Raw genomic sequence first — 22993 nt, forward strand, 5'->3', positions numbered from 1 at the left:
CATCTATTCGAAGCAAACTCTAAAAAAATGGAATTATCTGCCCTGACAGCCGTATCCTCGGTAGATGGTCGCTACGCTGGCAAAACCGAACCACTTCGAGCCTTTTTCTCTGAATTTGCCCTGATTAAGTACCGGGTGCATGTCGAAGTCGAATATTACATTGCCCTCTGTCAGCTTCCCTTGCCTCAACTTGCAGATTTTGATCACGGCTTATTTCCGAAACTTCGCGCAATCGTTAAACAGTTCAGCCTCGAAGATGCCGAATGGATTAAGATTACCGAACGCACGACCAATCATGACGTGAAGGCGGTTGAATACTTTTTAAAGGAAAAGTTCGATCAGCTGGGTCTTGAAGAATTCAAGGAGTTCATTCACTTTGGCTTGACTTCTCAGGACATTAACAATACAGCAACTCCCCTAATGCTAAAAAATGGCCTTCAAGAGGTGATTATGCCATTTTTGGAAGAGATTATCGAAAGATTGACAGATCTCGCCGAAGAATGGAGCGTAATCCCCATGCTCGCCAAAACGCACGGCCAACCAGCCTCTCCTACCCGGTTGGGCAAAGAAATCAACGTCTTTGTCGTCCGCTTGAAAAAGCAGATCGAACTCCTCGAGCAAGTTCCCTATTCTGCCAAATTCGGCGGTGCAACAGGGAATATGAACGCGCATCAGGTGGCTTATCCTGATATGGATTGGAATGAATTTGCTTTTCACTTCGTGGAAAATTACCTCGGACTGGAACGCAGCTATCCAACGACACAGATCGAGCATTACGATAATATTGCGGCTACTTTTGACGGTTTGAAGCGGATCAACACCATTCTGCTTGACCTTTCCAAAGACATTTGGCAATATGTGGCGATGAATTATTTCAAGCAAAAAATCAAGGCCGGAGAGGTGGGCTCTTCCGCCATGCCACACAAGGTAAATCCAATCGACTTCGAAAATGCAGAAGGAAACCTGGGTATTGCCAATGCCCTATTTGAGCATTTAGCAGCCAAACTCCCTATCTCCAGATTACAGCGCGACTTAACTGACAGCACTGTGCTTCGTGTGATTGGAGTCCCTTTGGCCCACATGCTGATTTCCTTTGAGTCCCTGCAGAAAGGATTGGGTAAACTCGAATTGAACCGTGCCGCAATTAACGCAGACCTGGAGGAAAACTGGGCTGTGGTAGCAGAGGCGATTCAGACCATTCTGCGCAGGGAAGGCTTTCCAAAACCTTACGAAGCACTTCGCGACCTGACCCGCACCAATTCCAAAATCACTCAGGCATCGATCTCAGAATTTGTGGATGGTTTGTCGATTTCGGATGAAATCAAAGAAGAATTGAAGGCTATTACGCCTTTTAATTATACCGGAATCTGAGATTTAACAGGAAAAAAATCTGCGATAATCAGCGTTCCAATCTGCGTTTATCAGCGGGAAATAATCCACATACTTTTACAAAAAAACCGATAGAAGGTTCTCTATCGGTTTTTTTTAGATAGTTTTTATAAATTTCCCGCAGATTGACGCGGAAAAAGTCGCAGATCTCCGCGGATTTTATTAATCAGTTAATCATCACCAACTCAATGTCAAAAATCAAATCCTTGCCAGCCAGGTCGTGATTGGCATCGAGGACGATTTTCTCTTCTGTCATATCCACCACAGTCACCTGCATCGGCTGTCCACCACCACCCTGTAGTGTCAACTGAAGACCGATTTCAGGCTGAATATTCGGCGGAACTTGGCTTAGCGGCACATCTATCATCATATCTTCACGACGCACACCATAGGCCTCAGGCGCAGGGATCGTTACAGTTTTCTTATCGCCTATGACCATGCCATACACGGCAGCGTCAAAACCCCTAATCATGTTTCCATCGCCCAGCGTGAAGCCAAGCGGTTGACGGGAAACCGATGAATCAAAAACACTTCCATCCTCCAGTCTTCCGGTGTAGTGGACGGTCACGGCATCCCCTTTTTTAGCTTGCATATTATTTTGTTTTTGTGATTGACAAAGATAATGAAAATCAAATTGTCTGCCCAATCGAACACTTCTGTCCGAAAACAGTATATTTCTGTACATTTTCGGACATTTTTTAAGAAAAAAAGCCCTCTATTCGCCTAATTTGTACTTGGCACCATTTTCCCCCTAAAAGAACCAAACAATCAATCATGGAAGCCCAAAACTTAGGAAAGATTCTAATCATTGACGACAACGAAGACTTGCTTTTTGCAGCAAAAATGCTTCTGAAAAAGCACGCCAAAGAGGTAATGATCGAAAAAGATCCCCGAAGAATTCCCTTTTTGATCAATAACAACAGCTACGATGTCATCCTTTTGGATATGAACTTCCGGGAAGACACCACTTCGGGCAAGGAAGGTTTTTACTGGCTAAAACAGATCAAAGAGATTGATCCAAAGGCTGTTGTGATTTTGATCACTGCATTTGGAGACGTGGAAATGGCTGTGCAGGCGCTCAAAGAAGGAGCAACCGACTTTATCCTGAAGCCTTGGCAAAATGAAAAATTAATTGCTACCCTATCTTCAGCCATCAAACTCAAGGAAAGCTATGATGAAGTAGATAAGCTTCAAAAAAAGCAAAAACAACTTCAAACCGACCTCAAGAAGCCTTACGCCGACATCATCGGTGCAAGTGCCTCGATGAAGAATATTTTTTCAATCATTGACAAAGTCGCTCAGACGGATGCCAATGTGCTGATTTTGGGAGAAAACGGAACCGGAAAAGAACTCATTGCCCGGGCGATTCATGACCGTTCGCTCCGCAAAGACGAGATTTTCGTCGGCGTAGATATGGGAGCGATCACCGAGACACTTTTTGAATCGGAACTTTTCGGTCACAAACGGGGCGCATTTACTGACGCAAAGGACGACCGAGCCGGCAGATTTGAGATCGCTGACAAGGGCACCCTTTTCCTCGATGAAATCGGAAACCTTTCCATGCCACTTCAGTCCAAACTCCTCACTGTACTTCAGCGAAGAGAAGTGACGCGCATTGGTACCAACAAAGCCATTCCTGTCGATATCCGTCTAATCTGTGCCACTAACATGCACGTGCATGAGATGGTAATGGAAAACACGTTTCGTCAGGATTTGCTCTATCGGATCAACACGGTGGAGATTTTCCTTCCACCGCTTCGCGAACGACAGGACGACATCCCGACTTTGGCCAATCACTTCCTCAAAAGCTACTCCCAGAAATACCGAAAGAATTTCACCGGTTTCAAGCCCGCTGCCATGGAACTTTTGCAACGGTATCAGTGGCCGGGTAATATCCGCGAATTGCAACATGCCATCGAACGGGCTATCATCATGGCCGAAGGAGTTGAGCTGGATTCACGGGATTTCTTTTTCCTTTCGGCAAAGCCCTCCTCCGAAAAAGCCCCAACAGCAGTGACGCTCAATCTGGACGACATGGAGCGCAGCACCATCCAACGGGCAATCGACAAAAACGGCGGAAACATCTCCAAAGCGGCAAAAGAACTCGGACTTACCCGAGCTTCGCTTTATAGAAGATTAGAAAAATATGGATTATAGAGTTGGGTTGCTGGGCCGGATCGCCTTGGTCGCAGCTTCGTTGTTTTTGCTTGCGTACGCCATGATCGACTATTGGGGAGTCTTTATGATTTCCCTATTCCTGATTTTGGTGGTTTTTCAGATTATTTTCCTCGTTCGCTATTCCGAAAGTTCCTTCAAAAAAGTCCGTCTTTTCCTCGATAACATCAAGCAGGATAAGTATTCCCAGCTCTATCCTGTGAAATTTGATGGGACGGAGACAGATGACCTGCACATCGAGTTCAATGCCATTTTGGCGAAACTGAAAGAGGATCAGGCAGAAAAAGAAGCGAATTACCAGTACTTTCGGTCGGTATTCAAGCACCTGAGTATTGGCTTGATCACGTTTGGGGAAAATGGGGAAATCCAGATCCTCAACGTCGCAGCCAAGCGAATACTGAATGTGGACGACCTCAAAAACGTCGGTGAGATCGAAAGCATCAATAAGGAACTTCATCTCGCTATCAAAAACCTCCGCACCGGAGGTTCCGAGCTGATCAAAATCTCCCATCCTGACGGGATTATGCAGCTATCAGTCTACGTTATCGAATTGCTGATGCGTGGCGAGCGCTTCAAATTGGTTTCCCTTCAAAACATCCAATCTGAACTTGAAGAGAAAGAGATGGAAGCTTGGCAAAACCTTGTGAAGGTGCTTACGCATGAGATTATGAATTCCATTGCGCCGATTTCTTCCTTGGCGCGTACACTGAAAGGAGAAATCGAACACAAAATGGATCACAATGAACCCCTTAATCCAACCGATATGGAAGACTGTCTCCTGGGCATCACCACGATCGAAAAGCGAAGCGAAGGGCTGATCAGCTTTGTGTCGGATTTTCGTAGTTTGGCACAAATTCCCACACCAAAATTCGGCAGTATCGGAATCTCCAGATTGTTTGACCAGCTGGAAGTATTGCTGCAAAATCAGCTGGACTCGAAGGGAATAAAATTCATAAAGGATCTGAATCCGAAGGAGTTGATCCTATTTGGCGATCAGATGCAGATTGAGCAGGTGATGATCAACCTGCTGCAAAATGCCATTCAGGCGGTGGAAGATTCCGAGGAAAAAGTGATCAAGCTAAGTGCCTTTATTGATGAAGCAGGAAAGATCATTTTGGAGGTCAGCGACACGGGAAAAGGCATCGAAGAAGAAGCTTTGGGCAAAATCTTCATCCCTTTTTTCACCACCAAAAAGAAAGGTTCGGGCATCGGTCTCAGTCTCTCCAAGCAGATCATGCGCCGTCATAAAGGCAACATCCAAGTTCGCTCTATCTTGGGAGAAGGGACGACTTTTAAATTGATTTTTAACGGGTAAAATCAGAGGGTAGTCGCAGGAAGTTTTTAAAGTTGGTTTCCGGCTAAGTGGAATAAAAAAGACCTGAATGAGATTGGAGTCTGATAAAAAAAGCTGAGGACTCCGCCACAGAGGACAAGTGAGGTTAGTCGTCTTCTGACGATTATCCGCTACTTTTCAAGTTCATTTTTAGCATACAGGCAGAATTACTGAGAATCCCATAATTCCAATCCCGAATAAAAAGGGATAAAAAAATCTTTTTTTTTTAAACCTGATTTTGATCATGAATTGAAAGATTTTCAATTCGTAGCTTTGGTCAACAAAAATTTTTCTACTGTGTCTTTACCGGCTAAATTTAAGCGCTTCTTATTCGAAAAAAGTCTGATCCCACCGAGAAAATGGAGACCTGCTGCCATCTTCTTAGTCGCTTCAATTTTCGGTTTGGGATTTTTTCTGCTAAGGCTCAGTAATGCTACCTCCTATCTCTCTGACGATCCCCAAGCCTGCGTAAACTGCCATATCATGGCTCCTCAATACATCACTTGGACTCACAGCTCCCATCGGGAAGTAGCCCATTGCAATGATTGCCATGTCCCGCATAACAACATAGCCAATAAGTATTTTTTCAAAGCTAAAGACGGACTTTACCATGCCTCAGTATTCACCATGCGTGGTGAACCTGAAGTCATACAGGCCAGAACTCCCTCTATCGAAGTCATTCAGAACAACTGCATCCGATGTCATCAAGATCAGGTAACTGATGCAAAACTGGAAGCTTTTGTGGCTGATCATACCGCTAACCGCACTGACCGTACCTGTTGGGAATGCCACCGCGATGTGCCTCATGGCAGGGTCAGAAGCCTTTCGGCCGTTGGCTCACAAATAGAACCCATTAAAGAATATACTCCAGAGGATCTCTCAATCATCCCAAAATGGTTGAAAGAATCCATGAATACTGTCAAATCCACCCCCAGATAATATGAAAAATTGGATCCTTTTTATCAGCACGGCTGTCATTGTTTTTCTACTGGCAATCTTGGCAGCCAATATCTTCGAACGTAGGTCCGAGGCCAAATACAGCTATCAGCCAAAAGTCAAACTGGAAGGAATCGAGCCCCGCGATTCCATTTGGGGACTCAACTACCCCCGACAGTACCAGTCTTACAGAAAAACTCAGGACACTACCTTTAAAAGCATGTTTGGAACATCGGGTCACAAGGATGTATTAGCTTCTGAACCTGATCTGGTAATCCTTTGGGCTGGGTATGGATTTTCCAAAGATTACAATGCACCCAAAGGTCACGCATGGGCAATCGAAGATATCCACAAAACCCTACGGGTAGGCTCTCCAATGGTGCCCGGGGAGGGACCTCAGCCTTCTACTTGCTGGACTTGTAAGAGTACAGACGTGCCCCGACTCATGAGTGAAATGGGAGTGACGGAATATTACAGCCAGAAATTCTCGGATATGGGCACTCAAGCCATCAATCCAATTGGATGTGCAGATTGTCACAATCCCGAGACGATGCAACTGACCATCACCCGCCCGGCCTTGATTGAGGCTTTTGAAGCAATGGGAAAAGACATCAATAAAGCCTCGCATCAAGAAATGCGTTCCTTGGTATGTGCCCAATGCCATGTTGAATACTATTTTGACAAGACGCGTCCTGGTCAGGAAAAAGCCGCTTACCTCACTTTTCCTTGGAAAAACGGTATGGAAGTAGAAAATGTAGAAGCCTACTACGACAAAATCGAATTTTCTGATTTTACTCATGCCTTGAGCAAAACTCCAATGGTCAAAGCACAACATCCGGACTATGAAATCTACCAAATGGGAGTTCACGCCAAGCGGGGGGTCAGTTGTGCCGATTGTCATATGCCCTTTCAGACTGAGGGAGGACAAAAATTCACCAATCACCAAATCGGCTCTCCTTTGGCAAATATTGAAAACTCCTGCTTTGTCTGCCACAGGGAAAAAGTTCAGGACCTGATCACTGATGTCTATGACAGGCAACGAAAAATCAAGGAGGGTACCAATGCGGTACAAAGACAGATTGCCATGGCACATATCGAAGCAGCTAAAGCCTTAGAACTCGGAGCAACTGAAGTACAGATGAAAGGAATTCAACAGAAAATTCGTCATGCTCAATGGAGATGGGACTATTCCGTAGCCTCTCACGGGGCGGCTTTTCACGCACCTTTAGAGACCAGCCGCATCGTCTCCTCTGCTACCGCAATAATTCAGGAAGCCAGAATTGAACTCACTCGCTTACTGGCCACTTTGGGTTATAATCAACCTGTACCCATGCCGGATTTTACCAGTAAAGAAGCCCTTCAGGCTTACATCGGGTTGGATATTCCAAAAGAAAAAGCGGCCAAGGTCACCTTTATGGATCAAGTAATTCCGCAATGGCTCAAGGAAGGAAAAGCTAGAGAAGCCCAAAAGCCCGCGAAAATTGTGAGCAGCAGATAATCTACCCACCTTATGAATCTTTCAAAAATCTTATTCGGACTGGCAACCCTAATGTTGCTGGTTCCACTGCACAGCTCTGCCCAATTTACGGTGGATGGCCAACTTATCGTCCGCAGCGAATTCAGAAAAGGATACAATATGCCGATTGCTGAAAACTTGGATCCGGCAGGTTTCATTGCCCATCGAGCCAGAATCCAAGCCGAATACAAAGTGGATCGGTTCAACTTTCACATGAGCATCCAGGATATCCGTACTTGGGGGAATACGGGGCAGACTAAAATTTCGGACGATTTTCTTTCTGTTCACGAAGCGTATGCAGAAACTTCATTCGGAGAAAACTGGAAATTGAAATTAGGACGACAGGAACTCAATTACGATAATGCCCGCTTTCTTGGTAATCTTGACTGGGCCCTTCAGGCTCGATCCCATGATTTTGCGTTGATGAAATATGAAAAAGAAAAAGCTAAGTTTCACTTTGGGGGAGGCTTCAATCAAGACGGTCAAAAACTGAGCGGAAACCTCTACACCATTCCTAACCAGTATCGTGCTGCACAGCTGATTCGATATGAAAATGTCTTGGGTAAAGTAGATTACTCCCTGTTATTTTGGAATGAAGGAAGACAGTGGTCAACTAAAAATTCCACAGGGACAGTAGTGGCACAAGGTACACGCTTCCGTCAAACTTTAGGAATCCCAACACTCCGAACAAATCTTGGTAAATCCACCCTGAGTGGCTACTTCTATTACCAATTTGGAGAGGATATTACCGGAAAAACAGTCTCAGCATTCAACACTTCGGCCCAATTCAGCAGACTGTTGATCAATCAAGTAGAAACCGGAAAAAAATTGAGGGCCACTGTGGGGTTTGAATTCATCAGCGGCAGCGATGCCAGAGGTCAGGAAAAAAACACCTCCTATGCGCTGCAATATGGAACCAACCACCTTTTCAACGGATATATGGATTGGTTTTATGTCGCAAACGCCTGGGAAAACAGCGTAGGGCTTAAAAATTATTACCTTCGAAGCCGGTATGAATTCAACCCCAAATTCTGGGTTCAGACTGATTTCCATCTTTTTTACACTTACTCCCAAGCTGTAGATCGGGAATTTAGAGCACTGAGTGAAAATAAATTGGGATCTGAACTGGATTTCACCTTTGGATGGATTCTAAACGAATCAGTCTCCCTTCAGGGCGGTTATAGCCAATTCTTCTTCACAGAAACGCTGGAGGCAATCCAACCAGTTAATTTGGAAAATCAGCAAAACTGGGCCTACTTAATGTTTGTCTTCAGACCTACCAGCAAGGCAAAATTCATCGGAGTGCTTCAATAAGCATCTAATACCAAAAACAAACTATGAAGTTTCTTTTTTCCACTAAAATCAGCCTTGGCTTATTACTCACACTCGCAATTTCTATGGGAGTGGCTACTTTTATAGAAAACGATAATGGAACACTGGTAGCCAGAGAATTGGTCTATGAAGCTTGGTGGTTTGAGCTGATGATGGCTTGGCTAGCGCTGAATTTTATTTTTCACATAGGAAAATACCGTTTGCTCTCCAAAGAAAAACTGGCCGTAGGACTGTTTCACATAGCTTTTATCATCATTGTAATCGGGGCTGGAGTCACTCGGTTTTTCAGCCGGGAAGGGGTAATGCATATCCGCGAAGGACAGTCTCAAAACACCTTCTATAGTGCCGAAAATTACCTGCAACTCGCAGACGATTCAGATCAGTTGATTCTCAGCAATCAGGAATTTATTCCCAAAATATTCGAGGTCAAAAGCTATCCGATGACTCTGGACGGAATAAAATTCGAGCTCAAAGCCGAGGAATACATCAAAGGTGCAAGGCAGGAATTTGCCGCCGGAGAGGAAACGCTTCTTGAAATATCAGTTTTGGACAAAGGAAACCGTCAGGATTTCACGCTCAAAAAAGGACAAAACCTCCAAGTTGGAGAACTTCTGCTCAGTACTGCTGCCAATCCGAAAGCTCAGATTCAATTGATCCCAGGCCAGCCTGATTGGCAACTCCTGAGTAAATTACCGCTCCAGCTGATGGAGATGAGTACGCAGCAAATGGGAACCATGGAAGCAGACAGTCTGGGCACACTGAAACTTCGTACCCTATACCAATGGGAAACCGGTGCCTTGGTCATCCGCTCCATCAGAGAAAATGTCAGGCAAATTTTGGTGCCAGAGCCCAATGAAAAAATAGCCAAAGATTACCTCGACGGGGTAAAAATTTCAGTGCTTGGTCCAGACCAGAAAGTCCTCAAAACAGGGTATTTCCTGAAAGTTAACCGAAACCCGGACTGGGTGAATTTTACTTATGGAGAAAAATCATTCCGATTTACTTATGGCCCAAAGGCTCAGCAACTCCCCTTTTCGATTTACCTGAATGATTTTCAGTTGGAGCGGTATCCAGGCTCAAGCAGTCCTTCCAGCTATGCCAGTGAGGTAATGGTACAGGATAAAGGAGAAGAATGGCCATTTCGAATCTATATGAACAATGTCTTGGATCACAAAGGCTATCGTTTCTATCAGTCCTCCTATGATTCGGATGAAGGTGGAACCGTGCTTTCCATCAATCAGGATCGACCTGGAACTTACATTACATACTTTGGCTACTCCCTTTTGACAATAGCGATGTTTTGGGCACTCTTTATAAAAGGGAGTAGATTTAGCCTGATCCTTCTCAAACTGGGAAAATTGAATAAGGTGGGAATTCTAATCGGAATTTTTGCTTTTGCTTCACTCCCTGTGGCCGCACAGGACTCCACAGGAGGGGTATGGGTAGTTCCTGAGGAAAAAGCCGCTGCATACGGGCGCTTAATCGTCCAGGATCTGGATGGAAGGATGAAGCCACTCAATACTCTATCTCATGAGATCGTCCGCAAAATCTACGGAAAGTCCCGCATCGAACTTGTCCTTCCAACTGGGAAGACCCAACTCAATCCGGAGCAATTTTTACTCGCTGCACAGCTTGATCCTGAAGGGTGGAGCAAGCTTCCTCTGATTAAAATCGATCAGAAAAAATCTGCTGAAATCTTTCAATACCTTGGAAAACCTTCCTCATCACACCTGAGCTTTTTGGATTTTGTGACTGAGGATGGTGACTATAAACTCAGCAATCAAGTAGAGGAAGCCAATAAACTCAAACCTTCACAACGTACCGAAGGCCACAATGAACTGCTCAAAGTCGATGAGCGATTTAATATATTCTATGGTCTGCTAACAGGAGATTTTTTAAAACTTTATCCTAACCGACTCGACGGGAACAATACCTGGTTCACAAGCCAGCAATTTACCCAGGGATTTGAGGAGGAGGATGCGATTTTTGTAAAAAACATCGGTGGGATGTATCTCAATTCTCTCAAATCCGCCCTCAGTACAGGGGATTGGTCCGAAGCAGATGAAGCATTGGGATACATAGACTTGTATCAGCGAAAAGCCGGTTCAGAAGTTTACCCCGACCAAATCCTCATCGATACTGAATTGCTCTACACTCAGATCAATCTGGGAAATAGGCTGTTTGGAGTCTTTTGGCTTCTGGGAGTAATCATGCTTTTCACTGGAATTCTATTTCTTTTCTACCAAGGAAAAGCCCTCCAAATCATCTGGAAATCTGGGACTGTCCTAGCATGGATAGGCTGGCTTGTCTTCACGATCCATTTAGGAATGCGTTGGTTTATCGCCAAACATCCACCTTGGAGCGACGGTTTTGAAATGCTTGTTTTCGTAGCTTGGGGAGTACTCCTGTCAGGATTGGCATTCTCCGGAAAGTCCAAACTGACCGTTCCCTTATCGCTTCTGTTTTCGGGCACCTTGCTTTTCGTAAGCTTCCTGGACTGGCTCAATCCGGAAATCACCAACCTGATGCCAGTCTTGAATTCTTACTGGCTCAAAATTCATGTGGCCATCATAGTAAGCGGATATGCTCCTTTGGGGCTTTCTGCCATCATTGGATTACTCAGTCTGTTCCTGCTGATCTTCAAACCTGCCAATCCAACTTCCAATTGGTGGAAGGCCCAAAAAGAACTCATCGCAGTCAATGAATTGTCAATTACAATCGGTCTCTATTTATTGACAGTAGGTACATTTTTGGGTGGAGTATGGGCTAATGAAAGCTGGGGAAGGTACTGGGCTTGGGATCCAAAGGAAACTTGGGCACTTATCTCTATTTTAGTTTACGCCATCATTTTACACCTAAGGTTAATACCTGGGACCCGCTCAGCTATCACCTTCAGTTTGTCCAGTCTTTGGGGGTTTTCGTCCATCATTATGACCTCTTTTGGAGTGAATTATTACCTGTCTGGTCTTCATTCCTATGCCAAAGGAGATCCCGTTCCCGTACCTCAATGGGTATTTGTTTTGACAGGAATCCTATTGGTGATTTCAGTAATAGCTGTTTTTCGCTACCGAAAACTCACTTTTCAGGAAAAGCAAGATCTAATGATTTAATATGCGGCCGACAGGCTCAACCCTCTCAAGACCAGATCCGCCGTGGAAGAGCCAAGGATGAAACCCATGGACAACAAAAAAAGGAACCAATCCAAGGCACCTGAATCCATCGATAGATGTGCACAGCGTTTATAGGAGTTGTCGAACTTTTTTTGGTTTGAGAAGTGACTATATACCAGCCTAATAAAAGTATATGATTATACGCTATTCTGCCAGTAAGCAAATTTAATAACTCATTTGGGCCGGATGTCGGGTGTCCGATGTCCGATGAAGTCTAACTTTTGGTGTTTTTAGGTAATTTTAAGTCTATTCAAAAGCTACTGGCAAAGTTCCGTACATACATATAAAAGTATCTGTATTTTCACCCAGAGCCGCATGCCAATCTACAGATTTGATGGTTCGGTGAATTATACCATTCTGAAAAAAGAGTATCGCCGGGTGATTATTCACTCGGGTCAAGCTTAGCTTTTGTAACGAAGAATTTTAATAATTCGATTATTTTCGATCATGAAACCCGGTTACCTCCTCCTCTTTTTCATCCTTTTCAAATTCGCCATTCAATACGCCGTCGTGCACCCGGACTTTGACTTGCAGCGGGATGAATTCTTGCATCTGGATCAGGCGGATCATTTGGCTTGGGGATATTTATCTGTGCCTCCGGTGACATCATGGATTTCTGTTTTGATCAGATGGCTAGGAAATGGGGAATTTTGGGTTCGCTTCTTCCCCGCATTGATTGGGGCACTGACGATTTGGGTGGTATGGGATTTGGTGAAAAGGCTAGGAGGAAACTTGTATGCCCAAAGTCTGTCTGCCATCGCTTTGCTTTGTTCGGCTTTGATCCGAATGAATATTTTGTTCCAACCCAATTCCCTCGATGTACTTTGTTGGAGCTTAGTTTTTTACACGCTGGTTTGCTTTTTCCAAACAGGGCAGTCAAAGTGGCTTTACTTTCTTGCCCTAAGCTTTGCAATTGGATTTCTCAACAAATACAACATCCTTTTCCTTGCCTTGGGGCTGTTTCCGGCATTAGCAATTACTTCAAACAGAAGCATTTTCAAATCGAAGCATCTCTATTTTGCACTCCTTCTTGCACTTGTACTCGTCACGCCAAACCTAGTCTGGCAGTGGCAAAATAACTTTCCGGTTCTGACTCACATGAACCTGCTGAGCAAATACCAATTGGTGAACAACAGTCGGTTGGGTTTTCTAATGGAACAACTGCTGTTCTTTTATCCTGGAATTTTCATCTGGCTGACAGGCCTGATTGCATTGGGATTTTCGAGGCAGTACAAGGATTATCGCTTCGTTTTTTGGAGCTTTCTGTTTACACTTTTGGTCTTCACCTACTTCCAAGCCAAGGCATATTATGCCATTGGGCTTTTTCCAATCCTACTTGGGTTTGGGTCGGTTTGGCTTTCGGAGTTTTTTGTAAAAGACTGGAAAAGAAAGCTGAAACCTGTACTGTTGATCCTTCCACCTGCTTTATTTCTGCCCGCTCTTACTTTGATTCATCCATATTATTCACCACAGCAGATTTTGGAGGATCTTCCTCCTTATGAATTGCTCGGCCTCAACCGCTGGGAAGATGGTAAGGAGTATCCAATTCCACAGGATTTTGCGGATATGGTAGGCTGGAGCCAATTGGCGGCATTGGTCGATTCAGCCTATCAGATGATGCCCACAACCGGCCGTACGATGATCATTTGCTCCAATTATGGTCAGGCCGGAGCGATCAATTACTACTCGAAAATTCCTGGACTCCGGGCCTTGACTATGAATGCCGACTACCTGTATTGGTTTGACCTGAAGGAGAAGGTGGACAACCTGATTCTGGTTTGGGAAAAAGACGAAAAAATCACGGATCGGGAGCTGAACTTCTTCGAGGAATATCAGGAAATCGGTAAAATCACCTATCCATTAGCAAGGGAAAAGGGCACTACAGTCCATTTTCTCCGCGGTGCAAAAGCCGATATCAATACGATTTTGAAAGACGAAGTGGCGGAGGAAAAGAAGGTTTGGGAAGGTCGGGAATAGTATTACCCAAAAATTCAAAAAGTGCAATTATGATCCTAAGTATACTTGCAATAAGGATAACCTACCTCATCCCAAAAAGCAATCGGTGAATGAACTTCATTTTCTTCATCACTTCTCCATTGATGACAAAGGGATAAGCATCCGGAATCCCCATGGAGCGATTAAGGCTGTTGATGGCAAAGGAAATGGGAAACCAAGCCTTGAAGATCTGGCCAAAATCATGGTTTTGATAGGGATCAAAATCAATTTTCCCAACAAGGGATTGCTCATTCAAATTGGGATTTACAGAGAGCCCAAAAGAAAAAGAGGTCTCAGCCATATCCATGATATGCAGGTAATGCGCCCAGGTTTCCGCCCAATCTTCCCAAGGATGCGAGCCCGCATATTGACTGATGTAATTCCCCTTCCAATCCATATTGTATTTGGACTGGTAATACCGAAGCAAGGCTTGGCCATAATCCGCACGCTCATCTCCAAAAATCCCTCTGAATTCCTCCAGAATAACAGGGGCCGTCGCCACCAGCCTATCCCAAAAATAATGTCCCACTTCATGCCTAAAGTGCCCGATAAGCGTTCGGTACGGTTCCAACAGTTGCGTCTTCATCTTTTCCAGATGAACTGTGTCAGCCTCCTCCAGCAAAATAGTAATGACTCCGCTCGAATGTCCGGTCATCCGGTTATGTGTTGGATTTCGGGATAAAAAATCAAAGCAAACTCCTTGATTGAGGTCTTTCAGCTTGCTGACATATGACAAGTTCAATCGCTCCAATTGGTAGATCAGGCGATGTTTGGCCCCTTCCAATTTTTTCCATTTTTGGAAATTTTCATTATCGGAAAGGTTTGGAATGATCCGGTTCAATTGGCAGGCAGGGCAAAACTTCCCGTTCTTTTCGATCGGTATCAACCAGTTGCAAACTCCAAATTCCCTGTTTGCACAATAGCGGAATTCCTTTCCGTCTTTATCCGAAACCAAGGTCAATACAGATGGATCGAATGACAACATATCCTGATCGTCCGGTGAATATCCAGTCAGATATCCGCACTTTTCACAGCGTTGATTTTCAAAAAATAGGGCAAGGCGACAGTGATCGCATTCAAAAATTTTCATTGCATTGATGCATGATTTGGATTCAAAGGTACTTGCTAAACATGCCAAAGGATAGGTAAATCTGATTTCATATTCCCGGTCTAGAAATTCACCGCATAGGCGCGGAAAAAGCAGAGATATTTTATTTCCTTGTTTCCTATGAACTTTTGGTGTAAAACCTTTGCGCTACTTAGCGTTCGTGGCAAAAAAAAATTATCGTATTGCGCTGGCATCTGCATTCCTATTCCTAATAATAATTGTGCGCCAGGGCGGGGGTGAATGGAATTCTACTATCCAGGGGTTTTAACCCCTGGATATTTATCGGTCGCCCATACTGGGCTTTGGGGCAAAATTCAAAAAGCTTTAGCTTTCTCTGTGACCTTGAAAAAAAATAAATGCGTCAAAAAGTTAAAAAGACCATTATAAAGGTTAATTCTTGAAACTCTTTTTCTCTGAGAACTTTGTGGTGAAAAAAAAATTGCAGCAAAAAAAACCTTCGAGTACGCCACAGCGCACTCAAAGGTTATCGAAAGTTGCCTACCGCTTACTGCCTATTGATCACTTATCCTTAGGTTTATCCCGCTGCATCTCGATCATATCGACCGGAGGAGGGGTATTGTCACCAAGTAAATGCTGCACGAAATAGTCTCCCATTTTCCAGAAGAAGTATTCAGTCATATCTCCATAGCCATGTCTTTGGCCCGGAAGCATCACCAACTCAAATCGCTTTCCGGCTTTAATCAGGGCATTGGCCATGCGGATGGTACCGGCAGGATGCACATTGTTGTCGACATCACCGGTGCTGAGCATCAGATGTCCTTTTAGGTTTTTGGCCAAATCCGGATTTTTCTCAATCTGGTAGACAAAAGTTGTGTCGCCACTTGGAAGGATCCGCTCCTGCACACCATGATGCTTCTCAGACCACCAGCGGTTGTAGATATTGTTTTCATGATTTCCCGCTGAGGAAACTGCAACCTTAAACACATCCGGATAGACCAGCATCGCTGCCGTGGACATAAATCCACCTCCCGAGTGCCCGTGAATTCCGACTTTGTTTCGGTCAATAAACGGGTGACGGTCTGCCAATTGCTCCACCGCCGCTTTCTTATCCGCCAAACCATAATCTCTCAATGATCCATAGCCGTAATTGTGATACCACTTCGAGCGGGCAGGATGTCCTCCGCGATTACCCAATGTCACGACCACAAATCCAAACTGTGCCAAACGATCTGTTCTGTCCAATCCTCTTCCAAAAGCCTTATTGACTGCTTCTGTCTGAGGTCCTGGATATACATATTGGATGATCGGGTACTTTCTCGTGGAGTCAAAATCGAATGGCTTGTACATCACGCCATACAAGTCGGTGACTCCATCGTCTGCCTTAAATTTAAACGGCTCGGGAAACTTGTAGCCTGCGGCAAAAAGTTGGCTGAGATCGGCAGTTTCCAAATCCATGATTTTAGCTCCACTACGATCCATCAAGACGGAAACCGGAGCGGTATTTACTCTGGAATAATTATTCACGAAAAAAGTCGCATTATCATTGATGCTGATGTCGTGGTTGAAATCACCCTTATTGAGCAAGGTCACTGCCCCGCCATCCAAACTCACGCTGTACATGTGCTCATAGTAAGGATCTTCGCCTTTTTCACGGCCGTTGGCAGTGAAGAATAGTCTGCGTGATTTCTCATCCAATCTTGCGGCACCTGCGGTGTGGTAAGGGCCGGAGGTTAATTGACGCTTAAGCGAACCGTCTTTGCCATAAAGGTAAAAATGCCCCCAACCGTCACGCTCTGACCACCAGATCAGGTCATTTCCGGCGATTTCAAGCTTTTCAAAGTCGATGTAGGTATTGCTTCGCTCCTCGATGACCAACTCCTTTTGATTGGAGGCAATATTCCATCGAATTACATCTACTTTTTTCAAATCACGGGAAGTGATTGCAAAGTAGAATTCATTCAAATTTCCCAGCCAAAGTGTGGGCCGGAAATCATCATCCCGTGTATTGGCAGGAGGTGTTTTGGACCAAAGGCTTACGGTTTGGTCTTTGAACGTGGCGATTGGTAATTTGCTCAGTTTGTTGGAATCGAATGAGAAGTGCAAAAGCTCAGTTTGTGGCTGCTCTTTCTCACCCGGCATCGCGTACTTGTATGTTTCCAGTGTCGGACGTGGGTCTCGTGTATTGTGAATCACCCAGAGGTTTTTGACTTTGCGCTGATCGGTTCGGGTGAGGATAAACTGCTTGCTGTCAGTACTCCAAAGGATTCCGGCGCGCTTGCGGTCTTTCTTTTTCTTCTCGACTTCTTCGTTGTCGTCGCCCCGGTCACCAAAACCGTATTCATAATCCTCCTCGCCGTCAGCAGTGAGTTGATTTTCGACAATGGTGGAGTCTTTTTCATCCTTTACAGCCTTCAGAAAGTTGGCTTTATCCATCCAATAAAGGTTGTATTCCTTCACAAAAACCACCTTGGAGGAGTCCGGAGCAATATTTGCCCAGGCCAGACGCTTTGGGTCTTTTTCAGTTTCTATTTCAGAAAGCAGCTGCGTGCTGATGTTGTACAGGAAGGTGTGAACCTTTTTTTCCAGTGAGTCTTTCGAGTTCTTGTTTTTGGCTTTGATCTCAGCCCAGTCCTTTTTCAATACATCCTGCGTGCTTTTCACTTTGAACCGGATGGTGTTTTCATCTTCCAAAAGTTTCATGTCGTCGAGCTTGAGATGCTGCCCGTCAAAAGGGTCTTTGACCGCTTTGGTGATTTCAGCGGCCAGTTTGTCCTTGTCAAAAAGTTGGGTTTTAGTCTTTCTGACTGGATCTACTACGTACCAGTTTTTGCCGTCTGAAGTCTCATATTCATACCAAAAGCGATCAGACTTCTTCATCCAATGGGGATCCACACTGGTAGAAAAGAGCATTTTTCTCATTTTTTCGGGCGAGAAGCGGGCAGCAAGCTCATAATTTCCCTTGTAAACGGTCTCCTGAGCCAGAACTGATAGATTAATCAGAATGAGCCCACACAACAGTAAAATTTTTCTCATCGTGGTGATTTTAGTTTCAGTCTCGAAACTAAAAAGTCAACTCCAAGTTTTTTAACCGCTTGAGTAAAAGATTTCAATGTCTCGGTGTCCGATGTCCGGTGACCTTCGACCTGGGTTTGTTCTAGGAGGGGGTTCAAACTTCAAGTTTTTCAAAGAATCATAACTCCTCCTTTTTCGTTAAATTGCTTAAAAAAAATATATATGGAAAAGATAAGTATTGAAGTTAATGCTGATTTGGCAAAGGCATGGGAGGATGCTTCTGCTGATTTTAAAAAAGAATTTTCCGAATTAATTGAAAGTCAAATTAAGCAGGCACTCGGTCGAGGGGATAAAGAAAAAGTATTGGAATATCTTGATGAACTTCGTTCGAAATTGGAATCAAGAGGACTTACGCAAGAAATTTTGAGTCCATCTGATTTTTTTGAGAAGGAAATAATCTAATTATTTTATTTTCAACTGCTTTTCCGCTCAGTCTCAAATATCCATACTTCCTAACATCCTTACTTCCATCCCCATTTTTCACCTTCTCTTAATGCTATCTTCATTTTTGCAGAATGAAATTTCGAATTCATAGCAATTTGTTAACAACCTAAACATTATGGATTCATATCACTGCGGTAGCTTTCGATCAAAACCAATAGTGTGAAGACTGATTTCAAAACCATCGTCATCTCTGACGTTCACTTAGGTACCAAAGGCTCCAAAGCCAAGGAAATTGCCCGATTTCTGAAACAGTACCGTTGCAAGAACCTCATCCTCAACGGCGACATCATCGACGGTTGGCAACTCAAAAAATCCGGAAGCTGGAAAAGAAAGCACACCCGATTTTTTAACCGGATCCTAAAAATGATCGAAAATCACAGTACAAATGTATTCTATCTTCGAGGAAATCATGACGACTTTCTGGAGCAAATCCTGCCCTTACAAATCGGAAAACTCCGCATCCAAACTGACATGATCTACGAGTCTTTTGGGAAAAAATACTTCATCACGCATGGAGATGTTTTTGACAGTGTGACGACCAATCTGCGGTGGATTGCCTATGTAGGCGACATCGGCTATACTTTTTTACTTTGGCTCAATCGGGTAGTGAATCACTACCGGAGAAAGAGCGGACTGCCCTACTTCTCACTTTCTCAGTACATCAAAGGAAAAGTAAAATCTGCCGTATCCTACGTGGATCAATACGAGAGCGAACTGGCAAAAATGGCGCGAGTAAAAGGCTGTGACGGTATTATTTGCGGTCACATTCACCAAGCGGAAAATCGAATTATCGATGGCATCGAATACATGAATTCAGGCGATTGGGTGGAAACGATGAGCGCCTTGGCCGAAGATCACGAAGGCAATTGGCAACTGATCTATTACAATGAAATTGATTTCAAAAGCATTCAGATTGAGGCACAAACTAGCCTTGGTTTTTTTGAGGAAGAGCGACCTGTGATTCCGTTGCGCAAAGTTTCCTTCGAATCATTCAAAGAAGACGACAATCCACCTTCTTACCGTCTATAAAATGAAATCGAGCATGACCCTAGATTGTCACACAGAGGAATGATTATCTGTCATGCGAAGATTCCATATGGCCACTGAAAATCAAATTATAATCATATGAATTTCCTTTTTATCGTTCAGGGAGAAGGCAGAGGTCACATGACCCAGGCGATTGCATTTGGCAAACTATTGGAAACGAATGGTCACAGACTGGTTGGAGTGATTTTGGGAAAAAGCAAACGAAGGGCAGTACCGGAGTTTTTTGAGCGGGAAATCAGCGCTCCGATCTATTTGATAGATAGCCCAAACTTCGAAACTGACGAGAATCAAAAGAAAGTTTCGATCCGAAAAACCATTCTGAAAAACAGTCTGAAGCTGAAGACTTTTCAAAAAAGTCTAAGAGCGACCGACCAAATTGTTGAAGCCAAAAACCCGGATGTTATTCTGAATTTTTACGACCTGTTGGGTGGACTTTACAATTTTATTTACCGTCCAAAAGCTAAGTTTTGGGTAATAGGACATCAATACTTGATCGATCATCCAAGCTTCCAATTTGCTCCGAACAGACCGTTTGACAAATTTCTTTTTCGACTCAACACTGCATTGACAAGTTTGGGTGCGGATGAACGCTTAGCACTTAGCTTTCTGCCCCAAATCCGCTATGCAAAACAAAACCTGAGGGTCGTTCCGCCGCTACTTAGGCCTGAAGTGAAGCTTCTGGATTCAAAACAAGGAGATTTTTATTTGGCGTACATGGTCAATCCAGGGTATGCAGAAGAGGTTATATATTTTGCGGAAGCAAATCCTCACCTTCAGATCAAAGCTTATTGGGATAAAAAAGAAGCTGCCGAAACCGAGTTTCCACTTTCAAATCTGAGCTTTCATCGAGTTCATGACAAAAACTTCCTTCAGGACATGGCCAATTGCAAAGGATTGGTGTGTACCGCAGGATTTGAATCGGTATGTGAGGCCAAATATCTAGGAAAGCCTGTGATGATGATTCCCGTGGCAGGGCAGTACGAACAGGCCTGCAATGCCTTGGATGCGGAAGCTTCGGGTGTGGGAATCCCTTCGGAAAACTTTGATTTCGCCAAGCTGGAGAGCCTACAAAAAAAGGATGCCGAAGCATCCTTACTGTACAAAAATTGGGTTGATTTCTGGCCAATGGTATTCCGGGAATTGACTTTAGAAGCTTTTGCTCAAGAGCAGGAAGGCCAATCAATTTTCCCTAAGGAATCAATTCCTGCACTGGGCTGATCCAGGCTTAGCAACCCAGTGCATTCCGTTCTTCCGGAGTCAGGAGTTCAAACTTTTTATAGGTAATCCGACCGTCTTTTTCAATTTTGGCGTAAGGAAAACTCGCCCGCTGTACTTTTCTTCGATCTTCCATGGAAAGGTTAAAGTAGGTCTGATCCAAAGCTAAGAATTGTGTCCTGAGCTCTTCAATTTCCTCATTTGTAGGTTGGGTAAAAATACCGGACTTAGTGATTTTAAGTTGGAATTCCGTGGCTTGCTTTTGATAGCTTGTACTGCTCGGGATGTATGAATCAACAGGCTCTGTAATTGAACTTGTAGCCTTTGTGCTTTTAGGACTTACACTGCCAATAGTTATCGTTCCACCTATTGGTTTCTTTCCGAAACTTGAATTTTCCCCATAGTTATTTTCAAATCCAGCTGGCGTATAGAGAGGACGACCGTAGAGAATTGTGTAGACAGTATCAACCTGATTTACTTTTTGAACTTTAACATCCTCATAAATCACCCTTCTAAGGTCATTTTCCCTCAAAACCTTCTGAACATCTGACAAAAAGCCCATATCCACATCAGTCGCAGCAGAAAACCGTACAAGTGTATTCTCGGGATTTTTTGATTTGACCAACTCAGCCAATTCTTGGATCACAATGATTTGCCCATCCACTTCAATTTTGTTATCTGCTCTAAGGAGAATCCCGATTTCAATATCTTTTTGGTTAGCCTGGACTTCTCCGGATTCGAAGTTTCCACCTTCTTCCGCTTGCGCTGTTACCTTTTCACTAAAAAAGTAAACCAAAACTGCAAAAACTGGCAGGATAAAAAGGATTTTGACCCATTTGGCCGAATTTGCTGAACTTCGTTTCATCATTTCAAATCGTTTTTTGGTGAGGGAAAAATTAAGACTGCTGGCCAATCCTGTACTTTGTCTTGGACTCATCATGGCAAGCAGGAAAGTTTTGTATTGATCCAATGGAGTGACCAGAAGTGCGGCTTCGTCGGCGATGAATTCATGATTCAGCTTAATGGCTTGTCGTGCAAGGTATAGGCCGGGATGAAACCAAAATGGTACCAGTAAGGACTCAATCAACAAGTTGTCCCAAGTATGTCGACCTCGAACGTGGGCTTGCTCATGTGCAAAAATTGCATCACTGAGTTGATCAGACTCGAAATAGTCTCTGGAAACAAAAATGTAACTCAGAAAAGAAAAGGGAAGGCTCTTTTCACTGAGCAAAACCAGAGTTTCTCCCCGAAATTGAACATGGATGTTTTGGTTGATTTTGTCCAGCAGCAACTTGATATTTCGAATGAATCGAATCATAAAAACCAAGGTGATCAATCCATAAAGCGACCAAAAAAGCAAATTCCAATCAAAAGACTTTGCCGCCAACTCAGTTTCCGGGACAAAATCGGAGGCCAAAGCAAGATCAGTATGCAATTTAAAATCAGGAGAAAATTCCACTTCCTGAAGTGCATCCTCAGAAAAAACAATTGGTACTTCAGCAGCTACTTCCAACTCGATCAAAGGAATCAAAAAAGATCCCATCACCGCAGCCAAAAGGAAAAATCGGTTGAACTGATAAATCGCCTCCCGCTGCAAAAGCAGGCGGTGAACCAACAGCAAAATAACCAGGCAAATTGCAGACTTAATGAGATAGCTTATCATTTTTTGCTGTTTAATTGGTCATCTATAATTTCTTTGAGTTGAAGGAGTTCCTCCTGAGTCAGCTCGGTTTTTTTTGTAAAAAATGAGGCGAATTGAGCCGGAGAGTCATTGAAAAAGTTCTTGATCAATCCGTTGAGATGCTTGGAAAAGTAGTTTTCCTTACTCACTAAGGGATAATATTCCCGGAGTTTGCCTGCCGTATCGTATCCGACAAAGTTCTTCTCCTGCATCCGGGTCAGAAGGGTGGAAATCGTGGTAGTTGCAGGCTTGGGTTCAGAATAAGATTCCAGCAGATCTTTCATAAAAGCACGTTTGAGCTTCCACAGGTGATTCATCAGTTCTTCTTCGGTAGGAGTAAGTTTCATGTTCAGAATTAGCAACGTTCTCTACAAATGTAGAGCAATAAATCAACTCTACAAGAGTAGATCAAAATTTATTTCATTTTAATTCAAACGGTAAAAAATTCAAAATCAACTGACTGCATGCCTCTTGTAAAAAATGCGTTTGGCAAAAAGCAGGTTTGGAAATCGATTTCTGAAGGCTTATTTTGGAAAAAGCAACCAATGCCAACTTCACTTCCCAACTAATACCCCTCGACAACTGAAAAAAAATTAGAAAGCAGTTCGTAAACAGATCG

At 43.8% G+C, this 22993-nt stretch carries 16 protein-coding genes; 11 read left to right on the forward strand and 5 right to left on the reverse strand.

Translation table 11 applies throughout. From position 1 onward, the window contains the following. Window positions 1–27 precede the first annotated feature (27 nt). Window positions 28–1371 carry an adenylosuccinate lyase gene (gene purB / locus BLQ81_RS04995; RefSeq protein WP_092728857.1) on the forward strand — a complete coding sequence of 448 codons (1344 nt, stop codon included), beginning with the start codon at window positions 28–30 and terminating at the stop codon, window positions 1369–1371. Between the two features lie 184 nt (window positions 1372–1555). On the opposite strand, the gene BLQ81_RS05000 is transcribed toward purB, so the two are convergent. After that, window positions 1556–1981 (reverse strand): FKBP-type peptidyl-prolyl cis-trans isomerase, encoded by a 426-nt coding sequence (locus tag BLQ81_RS05000; RefSeq protein ID WP_092728973.1) that lies wholly within the window; start codon window positions 1979–1981, stop codon window positions 1556–1558. Between the two features lie 182 nt (window positions 1982–2163). Between BLQ81_RS05000 and BLQ81_RS05005 the strand changes: the two genes are divergently transcribed. The 7 genes from BLQ81_RS05005 (at window position 2164) to BLQ81_RS05035 (ending at window position 13828) form a co-directional block, all read left to right on the forward strand. Then, on the forward strand, window positions 2164–3546 hold the full coding sequence (locus BLQ81_RS05005) for a sigma-54-dependent transcriptional regulator (RefSeq protein WP_092728858.1): 1383 nt from the start codon (window positions 2164–2166) through the stop codon (window positions 3544–3546). Further along, window positions 3536–4879, forward strand: coding sequence for a sensor histidine kinase (locus BLQ81_RS05010; protein WP_092728859.1), 1344 nt, complete (start codon window positions 3536–3538; stop codon window positions 4877–4879). Before BLQ81_RS05005 ends, BLQ81_RS05010 begins: the two co-directional genes overlap by 11 nt. A 315-nt stretch (window positions 4880–5194) precedes the next feature. Further along, the gene (gene nrfH, locus BLQ81_RS05015; RefSeq protein WP_092728974.1) at window positions 5195–5836 is read left to right on the forward strand and encodes a cytochrome c nitrite reductase small subunit; all 642 of its coding nucleotides are present in this window, start codon (window positions 5195–5197) and stop codon (window positions 5834–5836) included. A gap of 1 nt (window position 5837) precedes the next feature. Then, window positions 5838–7331: an ammonia-forming cytochrome c nitrite reductase gene (nrfA, locus tag BLQ81_RS05020; RefSeq protein WP_092728860.1), complete on the forward strand. Its 1494-nt coding sequence runs from the start codon at window positions 5838–5840 to the stop codon at window positions 7329–7331. Window positions 7332–7343: 12 nt separating this feature from the next. Continuing rightward, window positions 7344–8663 (forward strand): alginate export family protein, encoded by a 1320-nt coding sequence (locus tag BLQ81_RS05025; protein ID WP_092728861.1) that lies wholly within the window; start codon window positions 7344–7346, stop codon window positions 8661–8663. Window positions 8664–8686: 23 nt separating this feature from the next. Next, window positions 8687–11791, forward strand: coding sequence for a cytochrome c biogenesis protein (gene ccsA / locus BLQ81_RS05030; protein ID WP_092728862.1), 3105 nt, complete (start codon window positions 8687–8689; stop codon window positions 11789–11791). Window positions 11792–12298: 507 nt separating this feature from the next. Further along, on the forward strand, window positions 12299–13828 hold the full coding sequence (locus BLQ81_RS05035) for a glycosyltransferase family 39 protein (protein ID WP_092728863.1): 1530 nt from the start codon (window positions 12299–12301) through the stop codon (window positions 13826–13828). Window positions 13829–13889: 61 nt separating this feature from the next. Here BLQ81_RS05035 and BLQ81_RS05040 read toward each other — a convergent pair whose 3' ends face one another. Then, entirely contained in the window at window positions 13890–14936 is a 1047-nt protein-coding gene (locus tag BLQ81_RS05040) for a zinc-binding metallopeptidase family protein (RefSeq protein ID WP_092728864.1), read from the reverse strand. A gap of 537 nt (window positions 14937–15473) precedes the next feature. After that, window positions 15474–17948, reverse strand: coding sequence for a S9 family peptidase (locus BLQ81_RS05045; protein ID WP_092728865.1), 2475 nt, complete (start codon window positions 17946–17948; stop codon window positions 15474–15476). A 201-nt stretch (window positions 17949–18149) separates the two neighbouring features. On the opposite strand from BLQ81_RS05045, the gene BLQ81_RS05050 reads away from it, so the two are divergent. From BLQ81_RS05050 to BLQ81_RS05060, 3 genes are all read left to right on the forward strand, one after another. Beyond that, a complete protein-coding gene (locus BLQ81_RS05050; protein ID WP_092728866.1) occupies window positions 18150–18389 on the forward strand; it encodes a hypothetical protein in 240 nt (79 codons plus the stop codon). Window positions 18390–18590: 201 nt separating this feature from the next. After that, window positions 18591–19460: a UDP-2,3-diacylglucosamine diphosphatase gene (locus tag BLQ81_RS05055; RefSeq protein ID WP_092728867.1), complete on the forward strand. Its 870-nt coding sequence runs from the start codon at window positions 18591–18593 to the stop codon at window positions 19458–19460. A gap of 96 nt (window positions 19461–19556) precedes the next feature. Further along, window positions 19557–20696: a glycosyltransferase family protein gene (locus BLQ81_RS05060; RefSeq protein ID WP_092728868.1), complete on the forward strand. Its 1140-nt coding sequence runs from the start codon at window positions 19557–19559 to the stop codon at window positions 20694–20696. Between the two features lie 7 nt (window positions 20697–20703). On the opposite strand, the gene BLQ81_RS05065 is transcribed toward BLQ81_RS05060, so the two are convergent. Then, window positions 20704–22356: a M56 family metallopeptidase gene (locus BLQ81_RS05065; RefSeq protein WP_092728869.1), complete on the reverse strand. Its 1653-nt coding sequence runs from the start codon at window positions 22354–22356 to the stop codon at window positions 20704–20706. Further along, window positions 22353–22721, reverse strand: a complete 369-nt coding sequence (locus tag BLQ81_RS05070) for a BlaI/MecI/CopY family transcriptional regulator (RefSeq protein WP_092728870.1) — start codon at window positions 22719–22721, stop codon at window positions 22353–22355. The genes BLQ81_RS05065 and BLQ81_RS05070 overlap by 4 nt, the downstream gene beginning before the upstream one ends. Window positions 22722–22993 lie beyond the last annotated feature (272 nt).

It is taken from the genome of Algoriphagus alkaliphilus, from assembly GCF_900103735.1.
GTDB lineage: Bacteria > Bacteroidota > Bacteroidia > Cytophagales > Cyclobacteriaceae > Algoriphagus > Algoriphagus alkaliphilus.

Excerpts from the sequence above, each read along its gene's own strand:
- BLQ81_RS05025 (WP_092728861.1), top strand. The coding sequence starts at position 7,344 with ATGAATCTTTCAAAAATCTTATTCGGACTGGCAACCCTAATGTTGCTG.
- BLQ81_RS05040 (WP_092728864.1), bottom strand. The coding sequence starts at position 14,936 with ATGAAAATTTTTGAATGCGATCACTGTCGCCTTGCCCTATTTTTTGAA.
- BLQ81_RS05000 (WP_092728973.1), bottom strand. The coding sequence starts at position 1,981 with ATGCAAGCTAAAAAAGGGGATGCCGTGACCGTCCACTACACCGGAAGA.
- BLQ81_RS05010 (WP_092728859.1), top strand. The coding sequence starts at position 3,536 with ATGGATTATAGAGTTGGGTTGCTGGGCCGGATCGCCTTGGTCGCAGCT.
- nrfA (WP_092728860.1), top strand. The coding sequence starts at position 5,838 with ATGAAAAATTGGATCCTTTTTATCAGCACGGCTGTCATTGTTTTTCTA.
- BLQ81_RS05065 (WP_092728869.1), bottom strand. The coding sequence starts at position 22,356 with ATGATAAGCTATCTCATTAAGTCTGCAATTTGCCTGGTTATTTTGCTG.
- ccsA (WP_092728862.1), top strand. The coding sequence starts at position 8,687 with ATGAAGTTTCTTTTTTCCACTAAAATCAGCCTTGGCTTATTACTCACA.
- BLQ81_RS05060 (WP_092728868.1), top strand. The coding sequence starts at position 19,557 with ATGAATTTCCTTTTTATCGTTCAGGGAGAAGGCAGAGGTCACATGACC.
- BLQ81_RS05050 (WP_092728866.1), top strand. The coding sequence starts at position 18,150 with ATGGAAAAGATAAGTATTGAAGTTAATGCTGATTTGGCAAAGGCATGG.
- BLQ81_RS05070 (WP_092728870.1), bottom strand. The coding sequence starts at position 22,721 with ATGAAACTTACTCCTACCGAAGAAGAACTGATGAATCACCTGTGGAAG.
- BLQ81_RS05035 (WP_092728863.1), top strand. The coding sequence starts at position 12,299 with ATGAAACCCGGTTACCTCCTCCTCTTTTTCATCCTTTTCAAATTCGCC.
- BLQ81_RS05005 (WP_092728858.1), top strand. The coding sequence starts at position 2,164 with ATGGAAGCCCAAAACTTAGGAAAGATTCTAATCATTGACGACAACGAA.
- BLQ81_RS05045 (WP_092728865.1), bottom strand. The coding sequence starts at position 17,948 with ATGAGAAAAATTTTACTGTTGTGTGGGCTCATTCTGATTAATCTATCA.
- purB (WP_092728857.1), top strand. The coding sequence starts at position 28 with ATGGAATTATCTGCCCTGACAGCCGTATCCTCGGTAGATGGTCGCTAC.